A 25,225-nucleotide genomic window follows, 5' to 3' on the forward strand; every position below is an offset into this window, starting at 1 on the left:
CCGCCGGCGGGCCGTGAGGGCTTGGGCCGACTGCGTCTGCGGCGCGGGCTACGGTGCGGCTGATGGCGGGCATGTCGTTGCTGCGAGAGCTGAAGGTCGCGGTCCTCGAGGAAGAGATGCGGCTGTACCGCGTGTGCGGTCCGCGGGACGACGAGGCGTTCGAGGACGCGCTGCGGTCGCACTACGAACTGGGCCGACCGCCGCGCGGGCCGGAGAACCGAGCGGCCGCGATCCACATGGCGCTGTCGATGTTCGACACGGCGCGGGGTGCGCACGACCTGGCGATCCGCGTGCCGAAGCTCGGCGGCCACGTCGCGGTCATCGACCTGCAGCCGGACTTTGGTATCTGCGTCTCGAAGACCGGCGGTCCCGCACACTGGTCCGTCTGGGGGCGACCCGCTCAGCTTGCAGCCTGCGTGACCGATGTTGTGCAGGTAGACGACTTGGACCTATCCTGAAGACAGGTTCGATGCACATGACCTACTCGATCTTCGACGGCACCGGCAATCTCATCGACGCGTTCACCGATCGCGCCGCCGCCCTCGACTGTCTGGCCGGCATCGCCCAAGCCGAACCCGCTGCCGCCGACGAGGTCTTCCTCATCGCGCAGAACGACGCGGGCGAGACGGTCGGCGAGACCGTCTTTGCCTCGTCCGTGTCCGTTCCGGCGTAGCGGAGCACCCCAGGCGCGGCCTAGGAGCAGCACTGCCTCGGGGCAACATGCGCTCTCGCGTTCGCGCGATAGGAGAAGCGGCGCCCCGCAATCCGAGAGCACCGGTCGTCGTCCAAGGCAGTAGTCCGGGGCGTTCGGCAGTTGCTCAATAGGTTGCGCCCGGCCGGCTGCTGATGGCGACTTGCATGTGGACGCCCGGCCCAACGGTCGCGCGCGCGACCGCCGGGTCAACGGGTGGTGCCGGGATGCTCGGGGAGCGCGGGCCGGTCGATGCCTAGGCTGCCGGTGCTGGCCAGCGGGCGGACCTGGAGGTAGACGCCGGCTTCGTGCGTGTCCTCGGCGCGGGCGCGCTTCATGGCCGGGGCGTGGCCGCCGGGCGCGTAGGCGAAGTCCTGCGCCTCGGAGAGGGTGCTCCAGATGCTCACGGAGGTGTTCTCGAACGGTGGCCGTGAGTGGATGTCGATGCTGCCGCGGTGGCCGGGGTGGTGGGCGGCGCGGCTGGCGGCGTGGACGTTGTCGCGCAGGAAGCCGGCGAGGTTGCCGCGCTTCACCAGCCCGTGGACCACGACGACCAGCGGTTCGTCGCGCGCGATCGGCGCACTCCCTGCGTCGCTCGGCCGCCACCCGAACCAGGTGTCGTCGGGGTGCTCGGTCCGGGCCCGGGCGACCTCGCCGTCGAGCCGGTAGTCGCCCGGTCCGCCGGCGGCGGCGCCGAACGGCCCCGCCCAGGCGGCCTCGGCGGCCTCGAGCGAGTCCCAGGCCAGCAGCAGGCAGGTGCCGAGCGGCTTGGGGACGATCTCGTAGGTGCCGCTGTTGGCGTAGTTCACCGTCGCCTGGCGCAGGCCCGGGACGGGCCGCGCGAGGGCCGCCCTGAGCTGCCGCCGCCGGGACGGCGTCTGGCGCACGGTGTGGGTGTAGACGTCGATCGTGAGGACGTCGGCGGACGGGGTGGTCATGCGCCGCGCCGGCGCTTGAGGATGTTCGTGCCGTCGCGGCGCAGCGCGGCCAGGACGGCGCGCCGCGGCCCGTACCCGGGGTCGGGCTGCTTGCCCGCGGCGAGCCGGTGGAGCTGGTGCTGCGTCCACCACAGGTCGGCGATCGAGTCGAGCTTCTTGATCCCGATGGTCTTGAGCTCGAAGGCGGAGCGCGTGGTGCCCGGGCTGCGCAGGAGCGCGGCGGGGAGGTCGGGTTGCAGGGCGAGCGGGCGGGCGAGGCCGACGAGGTCGGTGGCGCCGCCGGCGACCGCGTCCGTCATGCCGGCGCCGCTGCGGAAGCCGCCGGTGACGAGCAGCGGGATCGTGGTCGTGCTCCGTACGCGCTCGGCGAAGTCGAGGAAGAACGCCTCGCGGCGGCGGGTGCTCTCGGAGGTGCCGCCGTCGTAGAGGGCGGGGGACTCGTAGGTGCCGCCGGAGATCTCGAGCAGGTCGACCGGCTCCTTGTCGAGCTCGGCGATGACGCCCAGGGACTCCTCCTCGGTGAAGCCGCCGCGCTGGAAGTCGGCGGAGTTGAGCTTGATCGCGAGGATGCGGTCCGGGCCGATCGCGGCGCGGACGGCGCGGGTGACTTCGAGCAGGAAGCGGCGGCGGCGTTCGGGGTCGCCGCCCCACTCGTCGGCGCGCAGGTTCGTCAGCGGCGAGAGGAACTGGCTGATGAGGTAGCCGTGGGCGGCGTGGATCTCGACGCCGTCGAAGCCGGCCGCGACGCTGACGCGTGCCGCCTCCGCGAAGCGCGCGATGAGTTCGTGGATCTCCGCGCCGGTGAGCGCGCGCGGCTTGGCGAACGCCGGCCCGACGTCCACCTGAACGGCGCTGGGCGCGACGGCGCGCTCAGAGAGGCCGGCGAGGGTCTGGCGGCCGGGGTGGTTGATCTGGACGATCGCGGCGGCGCCGGCGGCCTTGGCGGCGGTGGCCCAGCGGCGGAGCGCGGGGAGGTCGCGCTCGTCCTCGACGACGACGTTCAGCGGCTCGCCGAGCGAGCGACGGTCGATCATCACGTTGCCGGTGATGAGCAGGCCGGCGCCGCCGCGCGCCCAGGTGCCGTAGAGGCGCTCGAGCTGCGGGGTCGGGGCGTGGGCGCGGTCGGCGAGCTGCTCGCTCATCGCCGCCTTGACCAGGCGGTTCTTGAGGACGGCGCCGCCGGGCAGCGTGAGCGGCGTGCCGAGGACGGCGGTGTCGGGGGTCGTGGCGGTCATCGGGACTCCGTGGCGGTGGTGATAGATCCGAGCGCGATCGCGCGGCGGACGGTGCGGGGGCGGAAGGCGAGGCGCTCGACCACGGCCTGGACCGCGCCGGCCGCGAACGGCGTCGCGCGGTGGGCGCGCGGGACGGTGAGCCGCGCCGAGCGGTGCTCGATCGCGCGGACGACGTCGGCGACGACCGCGTCGAGCTCGACGGTCCGGAAGACGCCGGTGAAGTCGCGGACGAGCGCGACCGCCGCGGGGCTGTCGAGGCCGCCGGCGATCAGCGGGGTGCGGAAGATCGCCGGATGGACGGAGCCGACGGTGACGCCGGCCGGCCGCAGCTCCAGGCGCAGGACGTCGCACAGCGCGGCGACCGCGGCCTTGCTCGCAGCGTAGCCACCGAGCAGTGGCGGGTGCACGTAGGCGATCAGCGAAGAGAGCGCGACGAGGTGGCCCTGCCGGGCGGCGACGTGCGGCGCGGCGGCCCTCAGCGCGCGCCACACGCCGCCGAGGTTGATGTCGATGACGCGGTCCCACTCGGCCGCGCTGGTGGCCGTCATCGTCTTCACCGGGCCCAGTACGCCGGCGCCGGCGACCGCGACGTCGATGCCGCCGAAGTGCGCGCGGACCTCGGCCATCACGCGCTCCAGATACGCGAGGTCGGTGACGTCGGCCGCCCAGCCGCGAGCGACGTCGGCGCCGCCGAGGGCGTCGGCCTGCGCGGCGAGCGCGTCCGCGTCGAGGTCGAGCAGGGCGAGGTACGCGCCGCGCTCGCGCAGCGCCTGCGCGAGCGCCGAGCCGAGGCCGCCCGCGGCGCCGGTGATGAGCACCGTGCGGGCGCTGAGATCCAGCTGGCGTCCCATCAGGCCGCCTCGTCGCCGGCGGCGAGGAACTCGAGCACCGACGGCACGAACTGCTCGTGGTACTGGAAGACGCCGCCGTGCCCGGAGTCCGGGTACATGATCAGATGCGCGCCCGGGATGCGCCGGGCGAGGTCCTCGGAGTGCGCGGAGGCCACCATGACGTCGTGGTCGCCGTTGGCGACGAGGACGGGCTGGCTGATGATCGACAGGTCGTAAGGGGCCTGGCCGCCGGCGGTGACGATCGCCCGCAGCTGCGCGACACGCGCCTGCAGCGAGACGCGCTTGTCGCGGTCCGCGGTGCGCTCCTTCAGACGCGCCATGTAGTCCGTCGCCGCCGCCTTGCCCGCCGGCGTGCGCGGGAAGAAGAGGAAGTGCTTCGGGTTGCGGAGCGTCAGCAGCGCCTTCAGGTAGGCACCGCCGGCGATCAGCGGCATCTTCTCCAGGCCGCCGGCGCCGGCCGGGCCGGTGCCGGCGAGGATCGCGCGGCGCACGAGCTGCGGGTGACGCAGCAGGACCGACTGCGCGACGCCGCCGCCGAGGGAGAAGCCGAGCAGGTCGACCTGCTCGTGACCGAGGGCGCGGATGAACGCGGCGGCGTCGTCGGCCATCGCCTCGACGGTGAGCGGCACCTTGCCGCCCGTACCGCCGATGCCGCGGTTGTCGAAGGTGATCACGTGGCGCGCCGCGGCGATGCCGTCGACCGTCCGCGGGTCCCACTCGTCGAGGATCGCGTGCAGGTGGTGCAGGAAGACGACGGGGACGCCGCCGCGGGGGCCGAGCACGCGGTAGGCGAACGGGGTGCCCGCGACGTCGAGCGTCCGCGTCGGGGCCATCTTCCAGGTGATGGCGGTCGTGCTCATGCCGCAGCCCCCCGGACGAGGCGCAGCTTGAGCGCGTCGGTGAGCCGGGTGGGGAGCGCGGTGAGCAGGCCGAGGGTCACGGCTTCGCGCTGCGGGGTGACGTAGCGCGCCTTCGGACGCGCGGTGGTGCTCGCGTGGACGACGCACGCGGCGACCACCTCCCCGGACACGGCCTTTTGCATCTGCTCGTCGAGGTAGGCCGTGAGCTGGCGCTCGAGGGGCGCGTACTCGGCGATCGCGCCGCCGCCGGAGGCCATGTGCTGCGTGACGTCGATGTCGGTGCTGGCGAAGCTCGGCTGCACGACGACGACCTCGACGCCGAACTGCTTCAGCTCCATGCGCAGGGCGTCGGAGAGCGCCTCGACGGCGTGCTTGCTGCCGCCGTAGATGCCGCTGCCGGGCACGGTGATCGCGCCGAGCAGTGAGCTGATGTTCACGATCCGCCCCGAGCGCCGGGCGCGCATCTGGGGCAGGAAGGCGCGGGTCACGTCGAGCAGGCCTATGACGTTCGTCTCGAACTGCGCGCGGACGCCCTCGGTGCTCAGCGTCTCCGCGGGGCCGATCAGGGCGTAGCCCGCGTTGTTGACGAGGACGTCGAGGCCGTCGGGGCATGTCTCGGCGACGGTCGCCACGGCAGCCCGGACCGATTCGGGATCACGCACGTCGAGCCGGACCGGGATGACCGTCCCGGGCGTGGTGCGCGCGAGTTCGGTCAGGCGGTCCAGGCGGCGGGCGGCCGCGAACACGGTGTGCCCGGCCGCGGCAAGCTGGATCGCGGTGGCGCGGCCGATGCCGCTGCTGGCGCCGGTAACAAGGATCGCCTTGCCGCCGGTGTCGGGTCCGTCGTTCTTCATGCTGTGACCTCGAGGAAATTGGATGACGCACATCATCCTAACACGAAAGATGACTGGTATCATCTAAATCACCATGAGGGGCTCTCGCGAGGACAAGGCAGCCAGCCACGAGCGGATCGTGACCGTGGCCGCAGCCCGGATCCGTGAGGCCGGCACCGAGCAGCCCGGCGTCGCCGAGATCATGAAAGCGGCGGGCCTGACCCACGGCGGCTTCTACAAGCACTTCGCCTCCCGCGAGGACCTCATCGCCGAGGCGGTCGAACGTGCGATGGTCGACAGCGGACCGCGCATCGCCGCGCTCATCGCCGAGGCCGAGCCCGACGACCTCCTGGCGGCCTTCGTCGACGCCTACCTCTCCGAGGAGCACCGCGACGATCCCGGCAGCGGCTGCGGCGTCGCCGCGCTCGGCGCCGACGTCGCGCGCCTGGGCGCCGAGCCACAGGACGCCTTCCGCGACCAGGTCGACCGCTACCGCGACCAGCTCGAGCCGCTCTTCGGTAGCGGCGACGACGCCCGTGGCCGCGCCACCACGACGCTCTGCACCATGGTCGGCGCGCTCATTGTCGCCCGCGGGCTCGGACCGACCCCCGAGTCGGACGCCCTCCTCCGCGACGTCCGCGAAGCGCTTCACGGCTGAGCGAGAAGGGAAACGCGGCGGTCTCCGCTCGACCGCGGGCCCACCCCCGTCGCGTGACCGCGGTCGCGAAAACCTCGCGGGGTATCCAACGTCCCGACGAGCACCGAGCCTCACTCCACGCAGCGCTGAGAGCCCAGCTGGCCCGCAGCTGCGGAACGCGCTCCGTGCTGTCCTGACGTCAGGTCGCCGCCCCCGAGCACGACACCGACGGGGCCGGGCCCCGCAGCAGGCCGGCTTCGCACTCCCGTTTCGTCCGGAGCGGTAGTGGCACGGCGCTGGCAACTACGCGGAAGGAGCCCTTTGGTGGCGGCCGAACTGACAACGCCACCGGGATCCACACCCGGTACTCGCACGGACGACCCCAGTTTGTCCGTGCGCAGCTCGGCGGCGCCTGTCGGACGACCCTTGTGGCGGCGCCCGGAGCGCGCGTCATGCCATCTGGACATCGCGTGCGCGACGCTGATGCCTGTGCGGGGCGGCGTCAGTCTTCGACCCAGACCGGAAGTCCGTCCATCTCCGCGTCAAACCACTCCATGGTCCCAACTACTAGTGCTCCGTTAGGTTGTTGCAGGAGGTTATGGAGTCTTGGCGAACTTCTTGTGCATGAGTTCGTCGGCGGGGCAGGTCAAGATCGGGTCGGTGGCCGGTCTCTCGGACAAGCAGCTGGCGCGGGTGCGGCCGCGGCTTGAGGCGTTCGCGGAGGACATGTTCGAGCCAATGGTGCGTCGCGATCAGCGGCGGTGGGGCGGCGTGTATCTGCGGGGGTTGATGCTCGATGGCAAGCGCAAGAGCATCGAGCCGATGGCTGCCCGCCTGGAAGATGGCGATGAGCAGTGCTTGCAGCAGTTCGTCAACCAGTCGCCGTGGCGGTGGGAACCGGTGCGTAAGCGCTTGGCGGTCCGGCTCAGCGAGGCGATCGTGCCGGCGGCTTGGGTGATTGACGACACCGGCTTTCCGAAGTTCGGCGACAAGTCAGTCGGCGTGGCGCGCCAGTACTCCGGCGCTTTGGGGAAGGTCGGCAACTGCCAGATCGGGGTCTCGATCACCGCCGCCACCGTGCACGCGTCGTGCCCGATCGACTGGCGTCTGTTCCTGCCCGAGTCGTGGAACGAGGACCCGCGCCGCGCCGGCTGCAAAGTCCCCGACGACGTCGTGCATCGGCCGAAGTGGCAGCTCGCGTTGGACATGATCGACGAGCTTCAGGCGTGGGGGCTGCAGGCTCCGCCGGTGCTCGGCGACGCCGCCTACGGTGACGTGACGGAGCTGCGCATCGGCCTGGAAGAGCGCGACATCCGCTACGTGCTGGACGTCAAGGGCACCACGTCGGCGCTCCCGGCCAGCACCGAGCCGCAGACGCCGACCTACGCCGGCAAAGGACGGCCGCCCGCGCCGCGCTACCGCCGACCGTTCAGCAGCGTCGCGGCTTTGGCGGCCGAGGTCGGCGAGGACGCCTATCTGCGGATCTGCTGGCGCCAGGGCACCAAGGGCGAGCTGGCCTCGCGCTTCACCGCGATCCGCGTGAAGCTCTGCAACATCAAGCTGCGCAGCGCCCACGCAGACGGCAATCTGCCGGTCCGGTGGCTGCTGGCGGAGTGGCCCGAAGGCAAGAGCGCCCCGACCGACTTCTGGATCAGCGACCTCCCCGACGACACGCCGATCGCGGACCTCGTCGCGCTGGCGAAGCTGCGCTGGCGGATCGAGCAGGACTACCGCGAGCTCAAAGACGCCCTCGGCCTAGACCACTTCGAAGGCCGCTCCTGGCCCGGCTGGCACCACCACACAACCCTCGTCTCCGTCGCGCACGGCTTCCTGACCCTGGAACGACTGCGGCGACCTCAACGCCGGGCGGCCGCCTGACCTCACTGTTCGAGGTCGTTCGGGAGCTGCAAACGCTCTTGGCCTGCTGGCACGGGACATGCCCGACCTGCCGCAGACGGCTGCCGCCCGACACCCCCTACCTCAACGACACCTAACGGAGCACTACTACGCTGTCGACGAGGAACGTCAACGTGTCCGCGGTCAGGCCGACCCGCGGCGCGGCCGCCGTCACCTCGACCACGCCGCTCGTGGGATCGACGGTGACCTTCTCGAGCGTCAACGAGTAGTTCAGCTCGTTGATTTTCGCGAGTACCGCGGGCGAGGCAGGGCGGAGTCGTTCTGCATACATCGTGACCTGGACCACGTCTTCGTCTTCGTCGATTCGTGCGGAAGTGACGTTGTCGATGCCTGGCCGAGCGATCCTCAGCAGCGGCCAGTCTGGGTCGTCGATTTCCTCGGTGACCTGATCGCCGAAGGCCTCGTAGCGGTGGCGGGCCACATGACCAGCCCGACTGCTTGGCCGGCTCGCCCACACGACGAGCAGAAGAAGGCGCAGCGCCCGTTGCTCTATCGGGCGACCGACGACTTCGTTCGCCACGAGGGGCTCGCCAACCCCCTGTCGGTCTCGTCCGACCGAATCGCGTACTGCGCGATGCGGAGTGCGCGAATCCTTGCCGAGGTGGCCGACCGGTGCGGTCCGGAAGCCGTTGAACGCGACGGCGGTCACCTCGTCTGCGAGGTCTACCCGGCACCTGCGCTTCGCCATTGGACTCAGAGCTCCGCGGCCGCGCTCGCGCCGCGTGAGAGCTACAAAGGCCCCGCCGTCGAGAAGGTTGCTCGGCGCGTGGACCTGCTCAAGACGATCGTCGCGCAGCTACAGCTAAGCCTTGATCCACCGTTCCGCCGGACGGTTCGCTTAAGTGACCTCCCAAGCAGGGCTTGAAAGCGACAGATTGCGCCTGTCGCGGCTCTGCTCAGGAGGTCACCCTCATGGTGAACGAGTCGGCGGTCGTGGTGTTCGATGATGCGCGGGCGGTGGCGAACGCGGGCGTGATGCTCCCGGCACTGCTCGCCGGCCGCCTCGGCCTGGAGGCGCTGGTCGACGATTGTGTTGATCTCGGCGACCGTCCGGGCGCGGCGAACCCGGGCCGGAAGGTCATGACGATGTGCTCGGCGATGGTTCTCGGCGCGGACTGCATCGATGACTGCGACCTGCTTCGGTCGGGGCAGACCGCGGCGGTGCTCGGGCATCGTGTTGCGGCGCCCTCGACCTTGGGGACGTTCCTGCGGGCGTTCACGTTCGGGCACGTCAGGCAGCTGGACCGGGTGCTCGGCCTCGCGCTTGAACGCGCGTGGGCGGCGGGCGCCGGCCCGGGCGATCAGCGGCTGGTGATCGACGTTGATTCGTTCGTCGGTGAGGTCCACGGCTACAAGAAGCAGGGCGCGGGCTACGGCTACACCCGCCAGCTCGGCTACCACCCACTCCTGGCGACCCGCGCGGACACCGGTGAGGTCCTCCACATCCGGCTGCGAAAGGGCTCGGCGAACACCTCCCGCGGCATGCTCCGCTTCTGCGAGGAGCTCATCGCCCGCGTTGACCGCGCCGGCGCCACCGGCCAGAAGCTCATGCGCACCGACTCGGGGTTCTGGGCGAAGAAGACGTTCGTGCGGCTTGACCGGGCCGGCTGGCAGTTCTCGATCGGGATCCGCATGCAGCCCCATGTTCGCGCGCTCGTAGAAGCGATTCCCGAGGACGCCTGGGCCACGTTGGAGGACTACCCCAAGACGTCGATCGCGCAGATCGCCGAGACGACGATCGGCGACTTTCGGATGATCGTCAGGCGGGTTCGCACGCTCTCCCAGCAGGGCGAGTTGCTCCCGAGTTGGGAGCACTACCCGTTCGCCACCAACCGCACCGACGACCTCCAGATTGTCGAGGCCGAGCATCGCCAGCACGCCGTCGTTGAGCTCGCGATCCGCGACCTCAAAGACCAAGCGCTCGCGCACTTCCCTTCGGGCAAGTACAACGCCAACGCCGCCTGGACCGTCATCGCCGCGATCGCGCACAACCTGCTGCGCTGGACCCAGAAGATCGCCCTCCCCGACGCCACCACCCGCACCGCGCGGACCCTCCGCCGCAGGCTGCTCACGATCCCCGGACGACTCGCCCGCAGCGGCCGCAAAACGCTGCTGCGGATGCCCGCCCGCTGGCCCTGGGCCCACGACTTCCTCACCGCCCTACAGCACATCCGGGCGCTCCCGCCACCCACCTGACACTCGCCGGCCACCGACGATAATCAGCCGCAGCACTGCCGGCCTCGGCCTGCCCGCCACCGGCCGCAATCACGCTGGCGCGACGGCCTCAACTGGCCCCACCCGCACGCCGAGTCCCTCAGCGCGCTCGATCACCCGCGCCGCCACTCCGAGCTGACCCACTCGGCCGCTGACGCGGCCGACCGCAGGGGCGAACGGTGGATCGAGGCTAAGGGACCCTCACGGGCTGCTTAAGAAGGCCTACAGCTCGCCGGCGGACGACTACATCGACGCTCTGGTGTCCGCGCTCGTAGCTCGCGCGTGCGAGCTCAAGCTCACTCTCCTGCCGCCCGCGGCGTCGCAACGAGCTGCGCTCGCTGAGGGGTGGATTCATCTCCCGACCAGCGCGCTTTCCGAGCTACGCTGATCGCCCGAAGCGGTAGTTTGGGCCTGGCGGGTTACGGTTGCGCCGTGACTGCTTCGCGAAAGCTAGATCTGGATCGCGCGGAGGCGTTCCTCCGGTCGATACCGACAGGGTGCTGGACCTCCTACGGCGACGTGGCGGTCGCGGGGGGCCGAGGGGCGGACGCGGCACAGGGTGTCGTGTCCTGGATCGGAAGCCGCGGACACGAACTCAGCCACGTGTACCGAGTGCTGAATGCCCATGGCGAGGTCAACGCGGGCTGGAAGCCTGCGGGCCCGGAGCTTCCGCAGAACGCTCAGGACGTCCGCGAGCTCTTGGAACGCGAGGGCCTGCGCTTCAACGGCGCGGAACCTGTCAAGCCGGATGAGACAGTGTCGGGGCGAATTTAGTGAGCGGCGGGCTCCTCGGGCTTGGGCTTGTTGATGTAGGCGGCGGTCGGCAGCGCGGGCGGTCGGGGCGGGTGCCGGACGAAGCGTTCGGGCGTGGCGGCGTAGGCCGCGTCGAGGACGGTGGTGCGGGCGGCGTGGACGGCCGGAGCGTGGCCGTGGTGGACGTCGTGTGGGGTCATCAGGCCGATGCCGGCGTGGCGGTGAGCGTGGTGGTACCAGCCGAAGAAGTCGCGGCAGAAGGCGCGGGCGTGGTCGATGTGGTCGAACCGTGCGGGGAACCCGGGCCGGTACTTCATCGTCTTGAACTGTGACTCGGAGTACGGGTTGTCCGTCGACGTGTACGGCCGGTTATGCGAGCGCAGGACGCCGAGGTCGGCGAGGAGGAACGCGACGGGCTTGGACGTCATCGCCGGGCCGCGGTCGGCGTGCACCGTCAACTGGCCACGGACGATGTTCTGTTGCTCGCACGCCTGGCCGATCAGCGCCTTGGCCAGGTGCGCGTTCTCGCGGTGCTGCACCGTCCAGCCGACGGCGTAGCGGCTGTAGACGTCGAGAATGACGTAGAGGTAGTAGTAGGTCCACTTCGCCGGACCCTTCAACTTCGAGATGTCCCAGGACCAAATCTCGTTCGGCCGCTCGGCGAGCAGTTCCGGTGCGGCGTAGGGCGGATGGGTCAGCTGCGCGCGGCGCTCGGTGACGCCGCCGTACTCGGCGGCGAGGATCCGGTACATCGTGCGCTGCGACGCAAGGTAGATCCCCTCATCCAGCAGCGTCGCCCAGACCTCGGCAGGGGAGGCGTCCTGAAAGCGCGGGCTGTGCAACTGCTCGAGCACCGCGGCACGCTCCTCATCCGACAGCGCCCGGCCGGGCCGCCTGCGCGGCACTGACGCGCGCGCGGGCGGCGGGCTGCGTCGGCGATACAACGACGCCCTGGACGCGCCGAGGGCGCGGCACGCGGGCAGGATGCCGACCAGCGGCTCGATCTCAATGACGGCCTGATCGATCATGATCGCGGCGGCTGCTCGTCGGTCTCCGGCGCGCTCTTGGCCAGCAGTTCTTCCAAGAGCGCGGAGACGTTTCCCTGCACCTCGATCACCCGACGCGCCGTCACCAGATCGGCCTGCGAGCGCTCCAGCTGGCGACGCAGCGCCGCGTTCTCCATCCGCTCGGCGCTCGGCGGCTTGGGGCCACGCTGGCGAGGCTCCAGCGCCCCGAGCGCGCCGCTGTCGCGGGCCCGCCGCCACTCCGTCAGCAGCGAGGAGTACAAGCCCTCGCGGCGCAGCACCTCGCCGATCTCGCCGGGCTTGGTGCACGCCTCGGCGGCGAGCACGATCTTCAGCTTGTACGCCGCGGTGAACCTGCGGCGCGTCGCCCGCGGCACGAGCTCGGGATCCGGGACCCCCACCAGCGACGACGCGCCGCCGGCGATGTGCCTACGCTCGCCTTCGGCTCCCTCCGGCACACCGCCGGCGGAACCCTCCAGCTCGTCCTTCATCCCTGCAGAGAACTGCGACACAACGCACGTCCGTTCTCGCCCTCAGGCTCAGTAAATACAACGGTAGAACCTGTCTCACGTCACCTTGGCAGAGAGGGGCGGGCGGGCGGACCCCACGAAGCGCGTACGACCCGCCCAGTTAGCGAGCCCGGCAGCCGAGCCTTGATGTGTCGCCGAATCTGACCGGAGACTTCTCCTCCGGAGCAGTAGCCGGGCCGAAGATGCTCACGTTGAGGACTCCCGCCCTTGTGCACCACCTCGGGGTGAACTATCGGTGTCAGGCTGGCACCTCTCGTGGCGACTCGCCCGGCATGCATACCGATGCCCACCAACCGTCGACGCTCGCGTTCAACCACGACACGACGTATTTCCGAGTCATCGACTCGCGTTTTCTTCACGAGACGCTGAACAACGACCTGCCCTTCATGCTTGGCGCGGAATGGGTTACCGGTGCGTCGCTCGAGGACGCCCCGGGCGACGTTCTCGCCAAGGCCTCGTACCATCACGCTGAGACCACCGAGATGCTCATCCGACTGGCCGGCTCGGTCGCCCAGTTGACCCTGCGTGAGCGGTCGCTTGTGGTTCGTATCGCTGCTGTTTCTGAGGATTCGGCGCACCGGGTGCGAGACAGACTCAGCGAGGCGCTCCCTGAAGTAGACGGGTCGCAGCTCGAAGTGCCGATCCGGTTCTGGTGGTGGCAAGAGGATTCTGCTCAGCAGCTCGCAAGAGTCCTGTCGGTTCCCAGCTGGAAAGAGGTCGCGGAGAACTACGAACCGGGGACACGCACGTCGCTGGACTCGATGATGGCCTGGAATCGTCCGCCGGTCGGCGGGCGACTGATTCTCTGGCACGGAGACCCGGGAACCGGCAAAACGAACGCGGCGCGCGCGTTAGCCCGCGAATGGCGCGACTGGGCTGAGTTTCAGTTCGTGACCGACCCGGAGCAGTTCTTACAAAACCCCGGGTACCTGATGAACACGGTCGCCCCGGGGCGCCGGCGGCCTGCGGGCGATCGAGTCGCGAAGCCGTGGCGAGTCGTCGTGCTCGAGGACTCGGGCGAGTTCCTGCAACCGGACGCCAAACATCTGCAAGGCCAAGCACTGTCGCGCCTACTGAACGTCGGCGATGGCGTCCTAGGACAGGCGATGCAAGCCCTCGTGCTTGTCACGACCAACGAGAGGGTTGACACCTTGCACCCGGCGCTTGCGCGCCCGGGACGCTGCCTCGCCAAGGTCGAGTTCGGCAAGCTCGACCGCTGCGAAGCGCACGAGTGGTGCACTCGCCACGACGTGTCGCCGCCCAGCGGATCGGGGCCCTGGCCGTTGGCCGAACTCTTCGCACATGCCGACGGCCGAAGCTGCACCGACGGTGCCGCGCGGTCGATTGGGTTCACAGCACCCAGCTAGTGTTCTGATCGGTTAGTTTCGTTGCAGCGGATGGCGATGGATTCGAGGATCTCGTCGCTGCTCTTGGTCCAGGTGAACGGTTTGGGGTCCTCGTTCCAGGTCGCGACCCAGTTGGTGATGTCCATGTTCAGCTTGCGAACTGAGCGATGAGCTGAGCGCTGCAGCAGCTTGCGGGTCAGCTCGGCAAACCAGCGCTCGACGAGGTTGATCCAGCTGCTGCTGGTCGGGGTGAAGTGCAGCACGAACCGGGGGTGCGCTTTGAGCCAGCGCTGGATTGCCGGGGTCTTGTGCGTGCTGCTGTTGTCGAGGACCAGGTGCACGTCCAGGTCGGCCGGGACGGCCTTGTCGATGCGCTGAAGGAACTTCTTGAACTCGACGGCGCGGTGGCGCTGGTGCAGTGCGCTGATGACCTGCCCGCTTCTCACGTCCAGCGCGGCGTAGAGGCTTGAGGTCCCGAAGCGCTTGTAGTCGTGGGTCACGCGCTCAGGGGTCCCGGGGCGCATCGGCAGGATCGGGGCGGTGCGGTCCAGTGCCTGGATCTGGGACTTCTCATCAACGCACAGCACGACAGCTCTTTCGGGCGGGTTGAGGTAGAGGCCGACGACGTCGTGGACCTTGTCGACGAACAACGGATCCTTGGACAGCTTCCACTTCTCCTGGCGGTGCGGCTGCAACCCGTACGCGTGCCAGATCCGCAGGACCGCGTTCTGCGTCAGGCCGGCCTCCTTGGCCATCGACCGCGTCGACCAGTGCGTGGCGTCCTTGGGCGTGGACTCCAAAGTCTTGACCACCACCGCCTCCACATCCTCATCGGTGATCGTCCGCGGGCGCCCCGGACGCGGCTCATCCAGCAGCCCGTCCACGCGCCGCTCGACAAACCTGTTGCGCCACCGCGTGACCGTCGGCCGGCTCACACGCAACCGCTGCGCGATCTCCGTGTTCGTCCGCCCGGCCGCCGCCTCCAACACGATCTGTGAGCGCTGCGCCAACCCCCGGGCGCTCTTGCGGCGCCGCGCGAAGCCCTCCAGAACGGCGCGCTCCTGGTCGGTCAACACGATCTCACGGGCGGCAGCGATAGGCATGAAGTATCCATGCCCCCGCTGCAACAGAACTAATCAATCAGGACACTAGATGGTTCGTTCCACGGATCGGTCAGGCGTAGTAGGCAGTGAGGTTGCGTGGTGGGCGGCCGAGGCGTTCGTTGAGAGCGATCGCGGTGGCATCGACCTCCCAAATGTGGGAGACGAGGGCGCGCTCCCCAGCACCCTGCCGCTGCTCGGGATCCCCGGCGTCCCCTTCACGCTGCATACCCTTCAGATCATCCTGCCTTACTCTCTGGCGCTCGCCGCCGTCGGCCTGCTCGAGTCCCTCATGACCGCCCGCCTGGTCGACGACATCACCGAAACGCGCTCGGACAAGGACCGCGAGGCCCGCGGTCAGGGCATCGCCAACATCGTCACCGGATTCTTCGGCGGCATGCCCGGCTGCGCGATGATCGGCCAGACGATGATCAACGTCCGCGTCAGCGGTGCCCGCACCCGCCTGTCGACGTTCTGCGCCGGCCTGTTCCTCCTGTTGCTCGTCGTCGTGCTCGGCGACCTCGTCGCCGTCATACCGATGACGGCTCTCGTCGCGGTCATGATCCTCGTCTCGCTCTCGACGTTCGACTGGCACTCGATCGCCCCGGCCACTCTGCGGCGCATGCCCCGCTCCGAGACGGTGGTGATGCTCGTCACCGTCGCGGGGACCGTTGCCACCGACAACCTCGCGATCGGCGTCGGCGCAGGCGTGCTCACCGCGATGGCCGCCTTCGCGCGCAAGGTCGCTCACCTCGTCGAGGTCGACCGTGTCCTTGACCCGGACGCCAGCACCGCGTTCTACAGCGTGCACGGTGAGCTGTTCTTCGCCTCTGACCAGGAACTTATCGACGCCTTCGAGTACGCGACCGACCCCGGCCGCGTGATCATCGACTTCTCCCGAGCGCACGTCTGGGACGCCTCCGCCGTCGCCGCCCTGGACGCGATCGAAGGGCACTACCGCCGCCACGGCGTCGCGGTGACCATCACCGGCTTGAACGAGCGCAGCGCCGACCTACACGGCGCCCTCTCCGGCGAGCTCGCGGGCGCCCACGCATGACCGAGCCCTTGTCAAACGAGACCCTCCACATCGGCGAGGTCGCCGACCGCGTCGGGCTCTCGCTGCGCACCGTCCGCTACTACGAAGAGCAGGGGCTCATCCAGCCTGCGGGCCGCACCGAAGGAGGTTTTCGCCTCTACACCGAAGAGCAGATCGACCGGCTCTCCCTCATCAAGCAGATGAAGCCGCTCGGCTTCACCGTGCAGCAGATGTGCGACTTTCTGGCGGCGTCCGACGACCTGCAGCATCCCGACCAGCGTCGTCGCACCGACGCCGAACGCGAGCTCGCCGGCTTCGCCGCCGACGCCCACGCGCGCTGCGACAAGCTCCGCGCCGAACTCGACCGCGCCGAGGACTTCGCCCGCCAGATCGACCAGATGGCCGACAACTGACCCCAGTGGCGCGCAGGGCGCGGCCGGGGGCCACGCCCTGCGCGCGAGGGAGCGCCCGGCAACCGCGCTCCGTGAGGTACCAAACGGGTACATCGCCTGCACCGCGGGCGTCTGCCGGCGTCGCAGACGAATTCCCACAACCGCTCGAGTAGCAGCTACTTTGTGTCGGGCGTGATCACGTAAACCCCGCCGATGTTGGCCCGGGACCGGATGGTAAGGAAGGGGTCATCGGTTCGAGTCCGATAGAGAGCTTGAGTGCGACAGGCCTGTAAGTAGGCCGCTTTCCGCTCGGTGCTGTCTGGGCCCGCACCGGGTCTCGTAGAGGTCCGGGCGGCGTGCGTCCGTCGCGCGAGCACCGGCTGCGCCTCGGAGGCGGGAGTAGGGTCACCGTCATGCGTCGACATCGGGGCCTGGGCGGTCCGGGGGCCAACGGCCGCCTGTGCAGCACGATGGTCGTCGCGGTGGTGGTCGCCCTGGCCGCCGCGCCGGCGGCGATGGGCAGGCGCACGGCCACGTATACCTCTCCGGGATACAAGCCGGCTCGGATCCCGAAGAACTTCGTGCCGGCCAAGCCACCACCCCCCGTGGTGCTGCAGCCCAGCGGGAACACCCCGCACGTCTTCGTCGACGGCGCCGGCTCTGCCCACGTGGTGTTCGCCGAGCCCAGCGGCGCCGGTGCCGACACGATCCGCACGTGCCGCCTGCTGCGAGGCGGAAAAGGCTGCGTGGCGGGGGCGACCTTGACCCCCAATCAGCCCGCGGCGGGCAACGACCCCCAGACCAACCAGGACTTCGACGGCCCCTTCCCGCTCGCCGTCGGCAACGAGCTGCTGGTCCTCGACTCACGCTGCTGCAACCGCGTGCCGATCACGGGCGGCAGCATCACGGAGACTCCGGTGTACCTGTACACGTCCGAGGACGCCGGCGCGACGTTCACCGGACCCACCGATGCCAACCCGGGCGCCGGGGTCATCGGCACCCAGGACCCGTCGGGCGATGCGATCGTCTACGGGGGAGATGTGCCCTCGATCGGCCTTATCTCCTCGGTGCAGACCGGAGGCACGGTCTTCCAGGGTGTTCCGGCGGGCAGCTTCACGACCGACACGGCGAACCTGTCGCTGCGCCCCGACAAGCAGGACGCCAGCAACGGGCGCCTCGGGCTTGACGGCACGCGCCCGATCGCGGCGTTCTCGGATTTCTCAGGGACGATCACGGTGCGTGAGTGGACGGGCAACGGCAGCGTCAACGACGCCGCGCAGTGGACGACGCTGCGCGTCGCCGGCGCCGACCAGCCGCGGATCGCCGGCGGCCCGAGGGGCATCGCGCTGCTGACCGAGCCAAGCACCGCCAACGGCGCCCTGTCGGTGCGCTCGATCGCTTCCGGCGGCGGCTCGGCCGGACCGCCTCAGCTCCTCACCACGAAGCCCGCCCGGTCCCCGACCCTGTCGGCCGACCCGGTGAGCGGGATGTTCGCGGCCGCCTGGATCGACGGCGCCGACGAATCGGTCCACGTGCGCACGTCACCGGACGGGCGCGCCTGGGGCCCCGACCAGCTCGTGATGCGCGTGCCGGGCGGCGATCTCGGCGAGCTCGATGTGGCCGCCACGGCCGACGGCGGCGGCTTCGTCGCGCTGCGCGACGCCAAGGACGCACCAACGGTCTACAACGGCCGCATCCTGGCCGGGCAGTTCGGCCCGATCGGTCCCACGGGCCACCCGGGCCTCGGCCTCGCCGCCGGCGGCAGCGGCCCTCCGAGCGGCGACCAGGCCGGCTTCGTGGCGTGCTCGCAGATCCACTTCGGGACCGTGGACATACAGGCCACGGCGGGCTGCTTCCTGCGCGACCCCAAGCACCCGTCCAGCGGGGCCGGGGTCGCCGAGAGCGCGATCAATCTCAACGGGCTCCAGATCGTCCCGGACGCCGGTGCGCGGATCTTCATCGATCCCCACGCCCACACGATCGACACCCAGGGCGCCGTCAGCGTGATCGCCGAGGGCGCCGGCTCCAATCCCGTGACGCTGTGGCACGGTCCGCTGCACGTCGCGGTGCCTGCGGGAGCCACCGACGGCGCGACGCTCTTCGACCTCCCGATGGACAAGTTCGCCGCCAACGTCGAGGGCTTCGGCATCAGCGCCCACGCCGTGGTGATCTTGACCTCGGACGGTGTGCGGATCCCGGTCGACCTGAAGATGCCCGACTACTTCGGGGGGATCACCGGCCATGCGGACCTCGTCGTCGACACCAAGAGCGGGCTGCACCTGGACACGCTGAACTTCGCGATCGCCGACGTCGACATCGGTGCGGTCGAGCTCAAGGACGCCAACGTGCAGTACATGTCCAACGGTGACACGTGGGACGGCGGCGCGCAGCTGATCGTCCCCGGCCCCGGGGTCACCGTCGGAGCGGAGCTGCACTTCGCGCGCGGCTCGTTCAACGGCGGCGACTTCAAGGTCGCGGAGTTCCCGGGCATCCCCGTGTTCAGCGACGTCTTCCTCAACGAGATCCGCATCGGTTTCCAGCTCGATCCCATCGTGTTCACCGGAGGCGTGACGTTCGGCTTCCAGCCCATCGCCCCACCGAACTCGTACGCGATCGGGGTGCGCGGCGACTTCCGGATCGAAACCGGCCCCCCGGTGGTCGTGCAGATCGTCGGCTCGGGCTCCGTCTTCGGGGTCGACCTGGCCCACGCGTTCTTCCGTTACTCCAGCGACGGGACCCTGCGGATCCTCGCCGACGTCACGATCGGCAGCCCGCCCGGTCTGGGGATCTCCGGCGCGCTGAAGTTCGGGATCATCGGCAAGGCGTTCGGCGGCAGCATCGACGCGAACGCCTGCGCGTTCGGCTTCTGCGACCGCGTCGCCGTCGCCGCCAACCAGCGCGGACTGGCGGTGTGCCTCGGCGCCCCGGGCAGCATCTCCCACGACTGGGACGACGCCTTCTACAGCATCAAGGTCCACTTCCTCGACTGCGTCGCCGACCAGTACGGCGCACCGGCCGGCACACGAGCCGTCCCGCGGGCGGGCGGCGGCCCGCCCGGGCAGACGTTCACGGTCCCGGCCGGAGCCAGTTCCTACACGGTCGCCGTGGCCGGCGCCGGCGGCGCGCCACAGGTCAGCCTGCTCGATCCGGCGGGCGCGGTCGTCCCGTTCGGCGATCCGAAGGCCAGGGGGACGGTGGCCGCGACCATCCCGGGCGTCCCACAGTCGAACACGACGTTCGTCGGACTGGCTCACCCGAAGGCCGGGACGTACACCCTCGTCCCGGCCGCCGCGTCGCCGGCCATCGCGGCGCTCCAGGTCTCGCGGGGCTACGCCACGCCCAAGGTCAGCGCTCGGCTGGGCGGCACGGGCCGCAAGCGGACCCTGCGCTACCAGGTCAGCAACAGCGCGCCGGGAACGACGATCGTGTTTGTCGAGCGCGGCCCGGCGGGGGATGTCCCGATCGGCACCGCCAAGGGCGCGGCCGGGACGCTGCGGTTCACCTCGGGCAACGGTCCCGGCGGATCGCGCCAGATCCTGGCGCAGGCGACGCGCGGGGGTCTCCCATACGTCTCGCCGGAGGTCGCCCACTACATCGCGCCCGCGATCCCGCGGCCCGGCTCTGTCGGCAGACTGCGTGTGGCCCGCACCGGCGGTGGGCTCTCCATCCGCTTCGCGGGCGCGCGTGGTGCAAAGAGCTATACCGTCAAGGTCCTGCTCTCCGACGGTCGTGGGCTGCTGCGCACGGTCAAGGCCCCTAAGCACGGCCTGACGATTCCGAAGGTGAAGAAGGGGGTGCGGGCAAAGGTCACGGTCACCCCGGTCGGCGCCGACGGGCGTCGCGGCACCGTCGGGCGGGCGGTCGTGCACTAGAGCACGCGAGGCCCCGAGCGACGGGTACAAGACGCTGGAGGTCGGTCCGCTGGTCGCGGTCGACGAGGGTGAGCGGGCGGCCCGTCCGGCACACCTGCAGCAGGCGGAGGCCGACTTTGATCCGCTGCCGTTCGATACTGCGGCGGCGCGCGCGTCCGGGCGTGTCGCGGCCCCTCTGCGGAGGGCAGGCCGCAAGCCGGCGGCGTCGCTCCTCTGACGCGACTTCGTCGGGTCGTTCGAGTCTGTCGCGACGAGGCTTGCGCGTTTCGCGGATCGCCGGGATCGACGCACACGCGTGTTCCTCCCGCTGGCGTGGCAAGAGCAAGCGGGCGACGCCGCTACAGCTCGCAGGCGGACCTGACGGCCCGATAGATCGCTCCTGCCGTAGCTCGCTGCAGGCGTGCCGGACCGCCGCCAGCGTGGGAGCGGCATGGGGTCGGCGCGCCGCTACCGGCCGGCCGACGGCCGCGCGAGGTGGTCGAGCTTGTCGGGGTTGCGCACGATCCGGATGGCGGCGATCCGCCCGCCGCAGACGTCCAGGGCGAGGACGGAGTAGACCGTGCCGTCGGCCCGGCGGACGATCTGGCCGGGCTGGCCGTTCACGCGCGCCGCCTCGGTGCAGGTCGGCTCCCACTCGCGCCGGCGTCTGGTCGTGAAGGTGAGGAAGCGCGCGACCGGGGCCGCACCCCGGACGGGGATCAGGGCCGCCACGACCTGCCCGCCGCCGTCGCCCCACAGGACGACGTCCTCGGCGAGCAACGCCTCCAGGGCGGCGAGGTCGCCGTCCTCGACCGCCTGGGTGAAGCGGGCGACGAGCGCCTCCCGGGCGGCGCCGTCGGGGTCGAACCGCGGCCGGGTGGCGGCGATGTGCTTCTTGGCGCGGACGACGAGCTGGCGGGCGTTGGCCTCGCTGCGGTCGATGATCTCGGCGATCCGCGGGTAGTCGTAGTCGAAGACCTCGCGGAGGAGGAACGCCGCCCGCTCGACGGGCGTCAGCCGCTCCAGCGTCACGAGCAGCGCCTGCGACAGCGTGTCGGCGAGCTCGGCGTGGTCGACCGGGCCCGGGCCCGGGTCGGTCAGCAGCGGCTCCGGCAGCCAGGGCCCGCTGTAGCTCTCGCGACGGGTCCGTGCCGCCCGCAGGGCATCGATCGACAGGCGCGTGGCGACCGTCGTGATCCACGCCTCCGGGTTGTGCACGGGCGCGTCCTGGCGCGAGAGCCGGAGCGTCGCCTCCTGGGTCACGTCCTCGGCGTCGGCGACCGTGCCGAGCATGCGGTAGGCGATCGCGAACGCGGTCTGCCTCGGGCCGGAGAGCGGGTCCGAACACGCCACGCGAGCCACCTTACGCCGCGGTCCAGCTCGCCGGTACCAGGCGGGACGCCACCGCGACCCGGTTCCAGAAGTTGATGGCCGCGATCTGGAGCAGCACGTTCGCGAGCTCGACCTCGTCGAGCTGCTGCGCGGCGCGGTCCCAGACCTCGTCGGGCACCTGCGTCTCGGCGACGAGGGTGACCGCGTCGGTCAGGGCGAGGACGGCGCGCTCGCGGGCGTCGAAGTACGGGCTCTCCGCGTGCGCGCTGAGCTGGGCCAGGCGGACGTCGCTCTCGCCCGCGGCCTTCGCGTCGGCCCAGTGCATGTCCAGGCAGTAGGCGCAGCCGTTGATCTGCGAGGCCCGCAGCTTGATGAGCTCGCGCAGGGCGGGATCGAGCTTGATGCGCTCCTCGACCCGCGCCATGGCGGCGGCGACGGAGCCGGCGAGCCCGAACGGGTCAAGGCGCGGCTGGGGGTGGGTATGGGTCTCGGTGGTGGTCATGCTCCTTCGACGGCCCGGCGCCCCTCGTTGTGACACCCGCGCCGGATAGGCTCGCGCGGTGAGCGACGAACTGTTCCAGGAGCGCGTGGCCGGGAATGAGGTGGCGTTCCGGAACGTCAACGAGAGCCTGCGGGCGGGGGTCGGCTCCGTGGACGCCTCCGAGCCCGTCCCGTTCTGCTGCGAGTGCGGGCGGATCGGGTGCAGCGACCTGATCGAGCTGTCGCTGCGCGAGTACGAGCGCGTGCGGAGCGAACCCAGGCGGTTCTTCGTCGTGGACGGTCATGAGATCGACGCGGTCGAGACGGTCGTCTCGCGGCACGGGTCGTACGTCGTCGTGGAGAAGCGCGACCTGGCGGGAGCGATCGCCGAGGACGAGGACCCGCGCGGCGACTAGGGGAGCTCGAACCGCATCCGCACGGTGGTGCCGGACGGCGTGTTCGGGCCGACCACGAGCGAGTCGGTGACCTGCTCGATGATGAGCAGGCCCTGGCCGAGGCCTCCCGGGACGGGCGTGCGGCCGAGCCCCACGCCGGTGTCGGCGATCGTGATCTCGAGCGTCCGCACGGCGGGAGAGGCCGTGCGGAGGTGGATGAGCCCCCGGAGCGTGCCCGGATAGGCGTAGAGGACGACGTTCGTGGCCGCCTCGGTCACCGCGAGGGCGATCTCCTCCTGGCGATCGTCGGAGGCTCCGAGCTGGGCCGCGACGCGGCGACACCGTCCTCTGATCGTGCCGATGGAGTTCGGGTGCGCCGGGAAGTCCTCGCGGAAGTGCGGTGAGGGCCGGCCCGGGGGCGGGGTGGGGTGTCGTCCGTCGTCGGTCACATCGATCCCGCTCGCTGCACTGCGTGTGCCCCTCGTCCCGGCTGATCGACGCGAGCGGCGTTCCCGTCGCGACCGGGACGGTGTACCCGGCCGGGCCTCGTGTCATGCCCCGGTGGGTCGCATTCCGAGCAATATGGCGCGTCGGCATGAACCGCATTCCGGGATCTCACGGGGTTCTCAGCGCGGCTCCGGCCCGGTGTGGCCGAGCCGCGCCGAGCCCGGCACCTCGAAGAACGGCTCCGGCTCGTCCGCGGGCGGCTCGTCCTCGGAGAGGCGGGCGGAGTAGATCGAGGGGGCGTGCAGCAGCCGCGAGACGACGGTCGCGCCGACGATCGCGACGAGCATCGGCACGACGAGCCGGTCGGCCTGGTCGACGAGCTCGAGCATGAGCACCGCGGCCGACAGCGGCCCCTGCATCCCCGCCGCCGATCAGCGCGTAGCTGCCGGCGAGGCGTCCGGCCAGGCGAGGCCCCAGAGGTGACCGAGCACCGAGCCGAGGAGGACGCCGAAGGCGAGGGTCGGGGTGAACAGGCCGCCGGGGGAGCCGCTGCCCAGGCAGGCGGCCGTGGCCAGCGGCTTGAGCACGAGCAGGACGGCCAGCAGCCCGAAGGAGAGCTCCCCGAGCACGGAGAGCTGCACGATGTCCAGCCCGTTGCCGAGCAGCTGCGGGTAGGCGATCGAGACGGCGCCCAGCGCGGTGAAGACGACGATGGGCGCGAGGACACGCCCGGAGCCGCTGGGGCGCAGGCGGTTGACGCGGGCGATGAGGCGCACCCAGCCGACCGCGGCGACACCGGCCAGCGGACCGGCGAGCGCGGCCCAGAGGACGAGTGACGCGCTGACGCCGAAGATCGGGGCGTGATACGTCGGGTGGTCGGGGACGGCGACCCAGGCGGTGATCGTCGCCACCAGCGTCGTCGCCAGCGCGGGGAGCACCAGGGGGAGGGTCACCGCGCCGAGCAGGACCTCCAGCGCGAACAGCGCGCCGCCGAGCGGCACGTTGTAGATCGCCGCCATGCCGGCGCCGGCGCCGGAGGCGACCAGCAGGCGGCGCTGCCACGCGGAGACGCCCATCCGCTCCGACGCCCGGCCGGCGACCGCCGCGCCCGCCAGCTGCGGCGCGCCCTCGCGCCCGAGGGACGCGCCCATCCCGACGGTGACGATCGACACGACGCCTCGCAGCGCGCTCGAGCCCAGGGGGAGGCGCGCGTCGCGGAGCCACAGCGCCTCGGAGACCTCGCCCCCGCCGGAGCTCGAGAGCCGCTGCAGCATGAGCATCGCGCTGCCGGCGATGGCGCCGGCCGCGAGCAGCACGAGGATGTGCCGCGAGGGCGCGGCGACGTCCACGGCGTGCACGAACGAGCCTGAGTCCCGGGGCCACGCCGCGTGCTCGACGGCCTTCAGCAGCTCCAGGTAGGCCGCCGCGGCCAGGCCCGCCGCCACGCCGATGCCGCAGACGAGTGCCCAGAAGCGCGCCCCGTAGCCGGCGACGATGCCGCGCCCCGGGACGTTGGGCTGGTGCGAGCCGCGACCGGTCACCGGCGGGGGAGTACGCTTGACCGCATGTTGTCCGATTGTACGTACAACTCGGGGCGCCGGGGTTGATCGACCGCACGAGTCCCATGCCGCTCTGGGCGCAGGTCCTCGACGACCTGCGTGCGCGGCTGGCCGGCGGCGAGTTCGCCGATCGCTTCCCGACCGACGGCGCGCTGGTCGAGCGCTACGGGGTCTCGCGCCAGACGGTGCGCGAGGCCGTGCGGCGGCTGAGCGACGAGGGTCTGCTCGAACGCACCCGCGGCCGCGGGACGACGGTCCGCGGCTTCGAGCACGTCGGGGGCAGCCTGGAGTCGCTGTACGAGCAGATCGAGGCGCAGGGCGCCGCGCAGCGCAGCGTCGTGCAGGCGCGCGAGCGCGTGGTCGACGGTCCGGTGGCGCAGCGCCTCGGGCTGGCGCCCGACGCGCGGCTGGTCTACATCGAGCGGCTGCGGCTGGCCGACGAGGAGCCGCTGGCGCTGGACCGCGCGTGGCTTCCGGCGCGTGTCGCCGCGTCGCTCATGAAGGCCGACCTCAGCCACACCGGCATCTACGTCGAGCTGCTGCGCGCCGCCGGCCTCCAGGTCGACGGGGGCAGCGAGCAGATCAGGCCCGTCATCCCGGCCGCCGAGGACCGCCGGACGCTGAGGCTCCCGCGCGGTGAAGCGGCCTTCTCGATCGCCCGGCTCACGCGGTCGGGCGGCCGGCCGGTCGAGTGGCGGACGAGCATCGTGCGCGGGGACCGCTACACGATCAGCCTCGAGCTCGCCCGCTCCGCACGGGTCCCGTGGGTCCCGGCCGAGGTCGCCTGACGGCGGTGCCCCGCC

At 71.0% G+C, this 25,225-nt stretch carries 24 protein-coding genes and 1 pseudogene; 12 read left to right on the top strand and 13 right to left on the bottom strand.

Going from position 1 to position 25,225, the window contains the following annotated elements; genetic code table 11:
* The first annotated feature begins 62 nt into the window (after positions 1–62).
* Together NBH00_RS03630 and NBH00_RS03635 are read left to right on the top strand one after the other, a co-directional pair.
* Positions 63–458, top strand: coding sequence for a hypothetical protein (locus NBH00_RS03630; RefSeq protein WP_254571992.1), 396 nt, complete (start codon positions 63–65; stop codon positions 456–458).
* A 17-nt stretch (positions 459–475) separates the two neighbouring features.
* Positions 476–673: a hypothetical protein gene (locus tag NBH00_RS03635; RefSeq protein ID WP_254571993.1), complete on the top strand. Its 198-nt coding sequence runs from the start codon at positions 476–478 to the stop codon at positions 671–673.
* A gap of 227 nt (positions 674–900) precedes the next feature.
* On the opposite strand, the gene NBH00_RS03640 is transcribed toward NBH00_RS03635, so the two are convergent.
* The 5 genes from NBH00_RS03640 to NBH00_RS03660 are packed head-to-tail and all read right to left on the bottom strand — an operon-like array spanning position 901 to position 5,429.
* Entirely contained in the window at positions 901–1,629 is a 729-nt protein-coding gene (locus NBH00_RS03640; protein ID WP_254571994.1) for a hypothetical protein, read from the bottom strand.
* Positions 1,626–2,864, bottom strand: a complete 1,239-nt coding sequence (locus NBH00_RS03645; RefSeq protein ID WP_254571995.1) for an NADH:flavin oxidoreductase/NADH oxidase family protein — start codon at positions 2,862–2,864, stop codon at positions 1,626–1,628. Before NBH00_RS03645 ends, NBH00_RS03640 begins: the two co-directional genes overlap by 4 nt.
* Positions 2,861–3,715, bottom strand: coding sequence for an SDR family NAD(P)-dependent oxidoreductase (locus tag NBH00_RS03650; protein WP_254571996.1), 855 nt, complete (start codon positions 3,713–3,715; stop codon positions 2,861–2,863). The genes NBH00_RS03645 and NBH00_RS03650 overlap by 4 nt, the downstream gene beginning before the upstream one ends.
* Positions 3,715–4,575, bottom strand: coding sequence for an alpha/beta fold hydrolase (locus NBH00_RS03655; RefSeq protein ID WP_254571997.1), 861 nt, complete (start codon positions 4,573–4,575; stop codon positions 3,715–3,717). Before NBH00_RS03655 ends, NBH00_RS03650 begins: the two co-directional genes overlap by 1 nt.
* Positions 4,572–5,429: an SDR family oxidoreductase gene (locus NBH00_RS03660; RefSeq protein WP_254571998.1), complete on the bottom strand. Its 858-nt coding sequence runs from the start codon at positions 5,427–5,429 to the stop codon at positions 4,572–4,574. Before NBH00_RS03660 ends, NBH00_RS03655 begins: the two co-directional genes overlap by 4 nt.
* Before the next feature lie 73 nt (positions 5,430–5,502).
* Here NBH00_RS03660 and NBH00_RS03665 point away from each other — a divergent pair, with 73 nt between their 5' ends.
* Entirely contained in the window at positions 5,503–6,066 is a 564-nt protein-coding gene (locus NBH00_RS03665) for a TetR/AcrR family transcriptional regulator (RefSeq protein WP_254571999.1), read from the top strand.
* 603 nt (positions 6,067–6,669) lie between these two features.
* Positions 6,670–7,923, top strand: a complete 1,254-nt coding sequence (locus NBH00_RS03670; RefSeq protein WP_254569724.1) for an IS701 family transposase — start codon at positions 6,670–6,672, stop codon at positions 7,921–7,923.
* 112 nt (positions 7,924–8,035) lie between these two features.
* Here the strand turns inward: NBH00_RS03670 and NBH00_RS25405 are convergent, their stop codons facing one another.
* Positions 8,036–8,482, bottom strand: a complete 447-nt coding sequence (locus NBH00_RS25405; RefSeq protein ID WP_437126603.1) for a YbjN domain-containing protein — start codon at positions 8,480–8,482, stop codon at positions 8,036–8,038.
* Here NBH00_RS25405 and NBH00_RS25410 point away from each other — a divergent pair.
* On the top strand, positions 8,384–8,827 hold the full coding sequence (locus NBH00_RS25410) for a DUF429 domain-containing protein (RefSeq protein WP_367401281.1): 444 nt from the start codon (positions 8,384–8,386) through the stop codon (positions 8,825–8,827). The two genes, NBH00_RS25405 and NBH00_RS25410, sit on opposite strands and share 99 nt — an antisense overlap.
* Before the next feature lie 47 nt (positions 8,828–8,874).
* Positions 8,875–10,158: an IS1380 family transposase gene (locus NBH00_RS03680; RefSeq protein ID WP_254570445.1), complete on the top strand. Its 1,284-nt coding sequence runs from the start codon at positions 8,875–8,877 to the stop codon at positions 10,156–10,158.
* Positions 10,159–10,946: 788 nt separating this feature from the next.
* Here the strand turns inward: NBH00_RS03680 and NBH00_RS03685 are convergent.
* A protein-coding gene (locus tag NBH00_RS03685) for an IS3 family transposase (protein ID WP_254573690.1) occupies positions 10,947–12,379 on the bottom strand; the annotation gives its coding sequence in 2 pieces (ribosomal slippage) (positions 10,947–12,031 and positions 12,031–12,379; 1,434 coding nt in all).
* A 377-nt stretch (positions 12,380–12,756) separates the two neighbouring features.
* Between NBH00_RS03685 and NBH00_RS03690 the strand changes: the two genes are divergently transcribed.
* The gene (locus tag NBH00_RS03690; RefSeq protein WP_254572001.1) at positions 12,757–13,851 is read left to right on the top strand and encodes an AAA family ATPase; all 1,095 of its coding nucleotides are present in this window, start codon (positions 12,757–12,759) and stop codon (positions 13,849–13,851) included.
* Here the strand turns inward: NBH00_RS03690 and NBH00_RS03695 are convergent.
* Positions 13,848–14,933, bottom strand: a complete 1,086-nt coding sequence (locus tag NBH00_RS03695) for an IS630 family transposase (protein WP_254569016.1) — start codon at positions 14,931–14,933, stop codon at positions 13,848–13,850. The two genes, NBH00_RS03690 and NBH00_RS03695, sit on opposite strands and share 4 nt — an antisense overlap.
* Positions 14,934–15,069: 136 nt before the next feature.
* Between NBH00_RS03695 and NBH00_RS03700 the strand changes: the two are divergent.
* From NBH00_RS03700 to NBH00_RS03710, 3 genes and pseudogenes are all read left to right on the top strand, one after another.
* A pseudogene (locus NBH00_RS03700) lies at positions 15,070–15,987 on the top strand (SulP family inorganic anion transporter); the annotation flags it as partial.
* Between the two features lie 8 nt (positions 15,988–15,995).
* Positions 15,996–16,379, top strand: coding sequence for a MerR family transcriptional regulator (locus NBH00_RS03705; protein WP_254572003.1), 384 nt, complete (start codon positions 15,996–15,998; stop codon positions 16,377–16,379).
* 449 nt (positions 16,380–16,828) lie between these two features.
* On the top strand, positions 16,829–20,230 hold the full coding sequence (locus NBH00_RS03710; RefSeq protein WP_254572004.1) for a hypothetical protein: 3,402 nt from the start codon (positions 16,829–16,831) through the stop codon (positions 20,228–20,230).
* Positions 20,231–20,677: 447 nt separating this feature from the next.
* Here NBH00_RS03710 and sigJ read toward each other — a convergent pair whose 3' ends face one another.
* The gene (gene sigJ / locus NBH00_RS03715) at positions 20,678–21,562 is read right to left on the bottom strand and encodes an RNA polymerase sigma factor SigJ (RefSeq protein WP_254572005.1); all 885 of its coding nucleotides are present in this window, start codon (positions 21,560–21,562) and stop codon (positions 20,678–20,680) included.
* A 10-nt stretch (positions 21,563–21,572) separates the two neighbouring features.
* Positions 21,573–22,043: a carboxymuconolactone decarboxylase family protein gene (locus NBH00_RS03720; RefSeq protein ID WP_254572006.1), complete on the bottom strand. Its 471-nt coding sequence runs from the start codon at positions 22,041–22,043 to the stop codon at positions 21,573–21,575.
* Between the two features lie 58 nt (positions 22,044–22,101).
* On the opposite strand from NBH00_RS03720, the gene NBH00_RS03725 reads away from it, so the two are divergent.
* On the top strand, positions 22,102–22,437 hold the full coding sequence (locus NBH00_RS03725) for a hypothetical protein (RefSeq protein ID WP_254572007.1): 336 nt from the start codon (positions 22,102–22,104) through the stop codon (positions 22,435–22,437).
* Here the strand turns inward: NBH00_RS03725 and NBH00_RS03730 are convergent.
* The 3 genes from NBH00_RS03730 to NBH00_RS03740 form a co-directional block, all read right to left on the bottom strand.
* Positions 22,434–22,865 (bottom strand): ATP-binding protein, encoded by a 432-nt coding sequence (locus NBH00_RS03730; RefSeq protein ID WP_254572008.1) that lies wholly within the window; start codon positions 22,863–22,865, stop codon positions 22,434–22,436. The two genes, NBH00_RS03725 and NBH00_RS03730, sit on opposite strands and share 4 nt — an antisense overlap.
* Positions 22,866–23,042: 177 nt before the next feature.
* A complete protein-coding gene (locus NBH00_RS03735) occupies positions 23,043–23,282 on the bottom strand; it encodes a hypothetical protein (RefSeq protein WP_254572009.1) in 240 nt (79 codons plus the stop codon).
* A gap of 12 nt (positions 23,283–23,294) precedes the next feature.
* Complete coding sequence (locus NBH00_RS03740) at positions 23,295–24,404, bottom strand: chloride channel protein (RefSeq protein ID WP_254572010.1); 1,110 nt, start codon at positions 24,402–24,404, stop codon at positions 23,295–23,297.
* An 83-nt stretch (positions 24,405–24,487) separates the two neighbouring features.
* Here NBH00_RS03740 and NBH00_RS03745 point away from each other — a divergent pair, with 83 nt between their 5' ends.
* The gene (locus NBH00_RS03745) at positions 24,488–25,210 is read left to right on the top strand and encodes a GntR family transcriptional regulator (protein WP_254572011.1); all 723 of its coding nucleotides are present in this window, start codon (positions 24,488–24,490) and stop codon (positions 25,208–25,210) included.
* Positions 25,211–25,225 lie beyond the last annotated feature (15 nt).

Origin of the sequence: Paraconexibacter antarcticus (assembly GCF_024220175.1) — a bacterium.
Lineage (GTDB): Bacteria > Actinomycetota > Thermoleophilia > Solirubrobacterales > Solirubrobacteraceae > Paraconexibacter > Paraconexibacter antarcticus.

Excerpts from the sequence above, each read along its gene's own strand:
- NBH00_RS03630 (WP_254571992.1), top strand. The coding sequence starts at position 63 with ATGGCGGGCATGTCGTTGCTGCGAGAGCTGAAGGTCGCGGTCCTCGAG.
- NBH00_RS03635 (WP_254571993.1), top strand. The coding sequence starts at position 476 with ATGACCTACTCGATCTTCGACGGCACCGGCAATCTCATCGACGCGTTC.
- NBH00_RS03640 (WP_254571994.1), bottom strand. The coding sequence starts at position 1,629 with ATGACCACCCCGTCCGCCGACGTCCTCACGATCGACGTCTACACCCAC.
- NBH00_RS03645 (WP_254571995.1), bottom strand. The coding sequence starts at position 2,864 with ATGACCGCCACGACCCCCGACACCGCCGTCCTCGGCACGCCGCTCACG.
- NBH00_RS03650 (WP_254571996.1), bottom strand. The coding sequence starts at position 3,715 with ATGGGACGCCAGCTGGATCTCAGCGCCCGCACGGTGCTCATCACCGGC.
- NBH00_RS03655 (WP_254571997.1), bottom strand. The coding sequence starts at position 4,575 with ATGAGCACGACCGCCATCACCTGGAAGATGGCCCCGACGCGGACGCTC.
- NBH00_RS03660 (WP_254571998.1), bottom strand. The coding sequence starts at position 5,429 with ATGAAGAACGACGGACCCGACACCGGCGGCAAGGCGATCCTTGTTACC.
- NBH00_RS03665 (WP_254571999.1), top strand. The coding sequence starts at position 5,503 with ATGAGGGGCTCTCGCGAGGACAAGGCAGCCAGCCACGAGCGGATCGTG.
- NBH00_RS03670 (WP_254569724.1), top strand. The coding sequence starts at position 6,670 with ATGAGTTCGTCGGCGGGGCAGGTCAAGATCGGGTCGGTGGCCGGTCTC.
- NBH00_RS25410 (WP_367401281.1), top strand. The coding sequence starts at position 8,384 with ATGACCAGCCCGACTGCTTGGCCGGCTCGCCCACACGACGAGCAGAAG.
- NBH00_RS03680 (WP_254570445.1), top strand. The coding sequence starts at position 8,875 with ATGGTGAACGAGTCGGCGGTCGTGGTGTTCGATGATGCGCGGGCGGTG.
- NBH00_RS03690 (WP_254572001.1), top strand. The coding sequence starts at position 12,757 with ATGCATACCGATGCCCACCAACCGTCGACGCTCGCGTTCAACCACGAC.
- NBH00_RS03695 (WP_254569016.1), bottom strand. The coding sequence starts at position 14,933 with ATGCCTATCGCTGCCGCCCGTGAGATCGTGTTGACCGACCAGGAGCGC.
- NBH00_RS03710 (WP_254572004.1), top strand. The coding sequence starts at position 16,829 with ATGGTCGTCGCGGTGGTGGTCGCCCTGGCCGCCGCGCCGGCGGCGATG.
- NBH00_RS03720 (WP_254572006.1), bottom strand. The coding sequence starts at position 22,043 with ATGACCACCACCGAGACCCATACCCACCCCCAGCCGCGCCTTGACCCG.
- NBH00_RS03735 (WP_254572009.1), bottom strand. The coding sequence starts at position 23,282 with ATGCAGGGGCCGCTGTCGGCCGCGGTGCTCATGCTCGAGCTCGTCGAC.
- NBH00_RS03745 (WP_254572011.1), top strand. The coding sequence starts at position 24,488 with ATGCCGCTCTGGGCGCAGGTCCTCGACGACCTGCGTGCGCGGCTGGCC.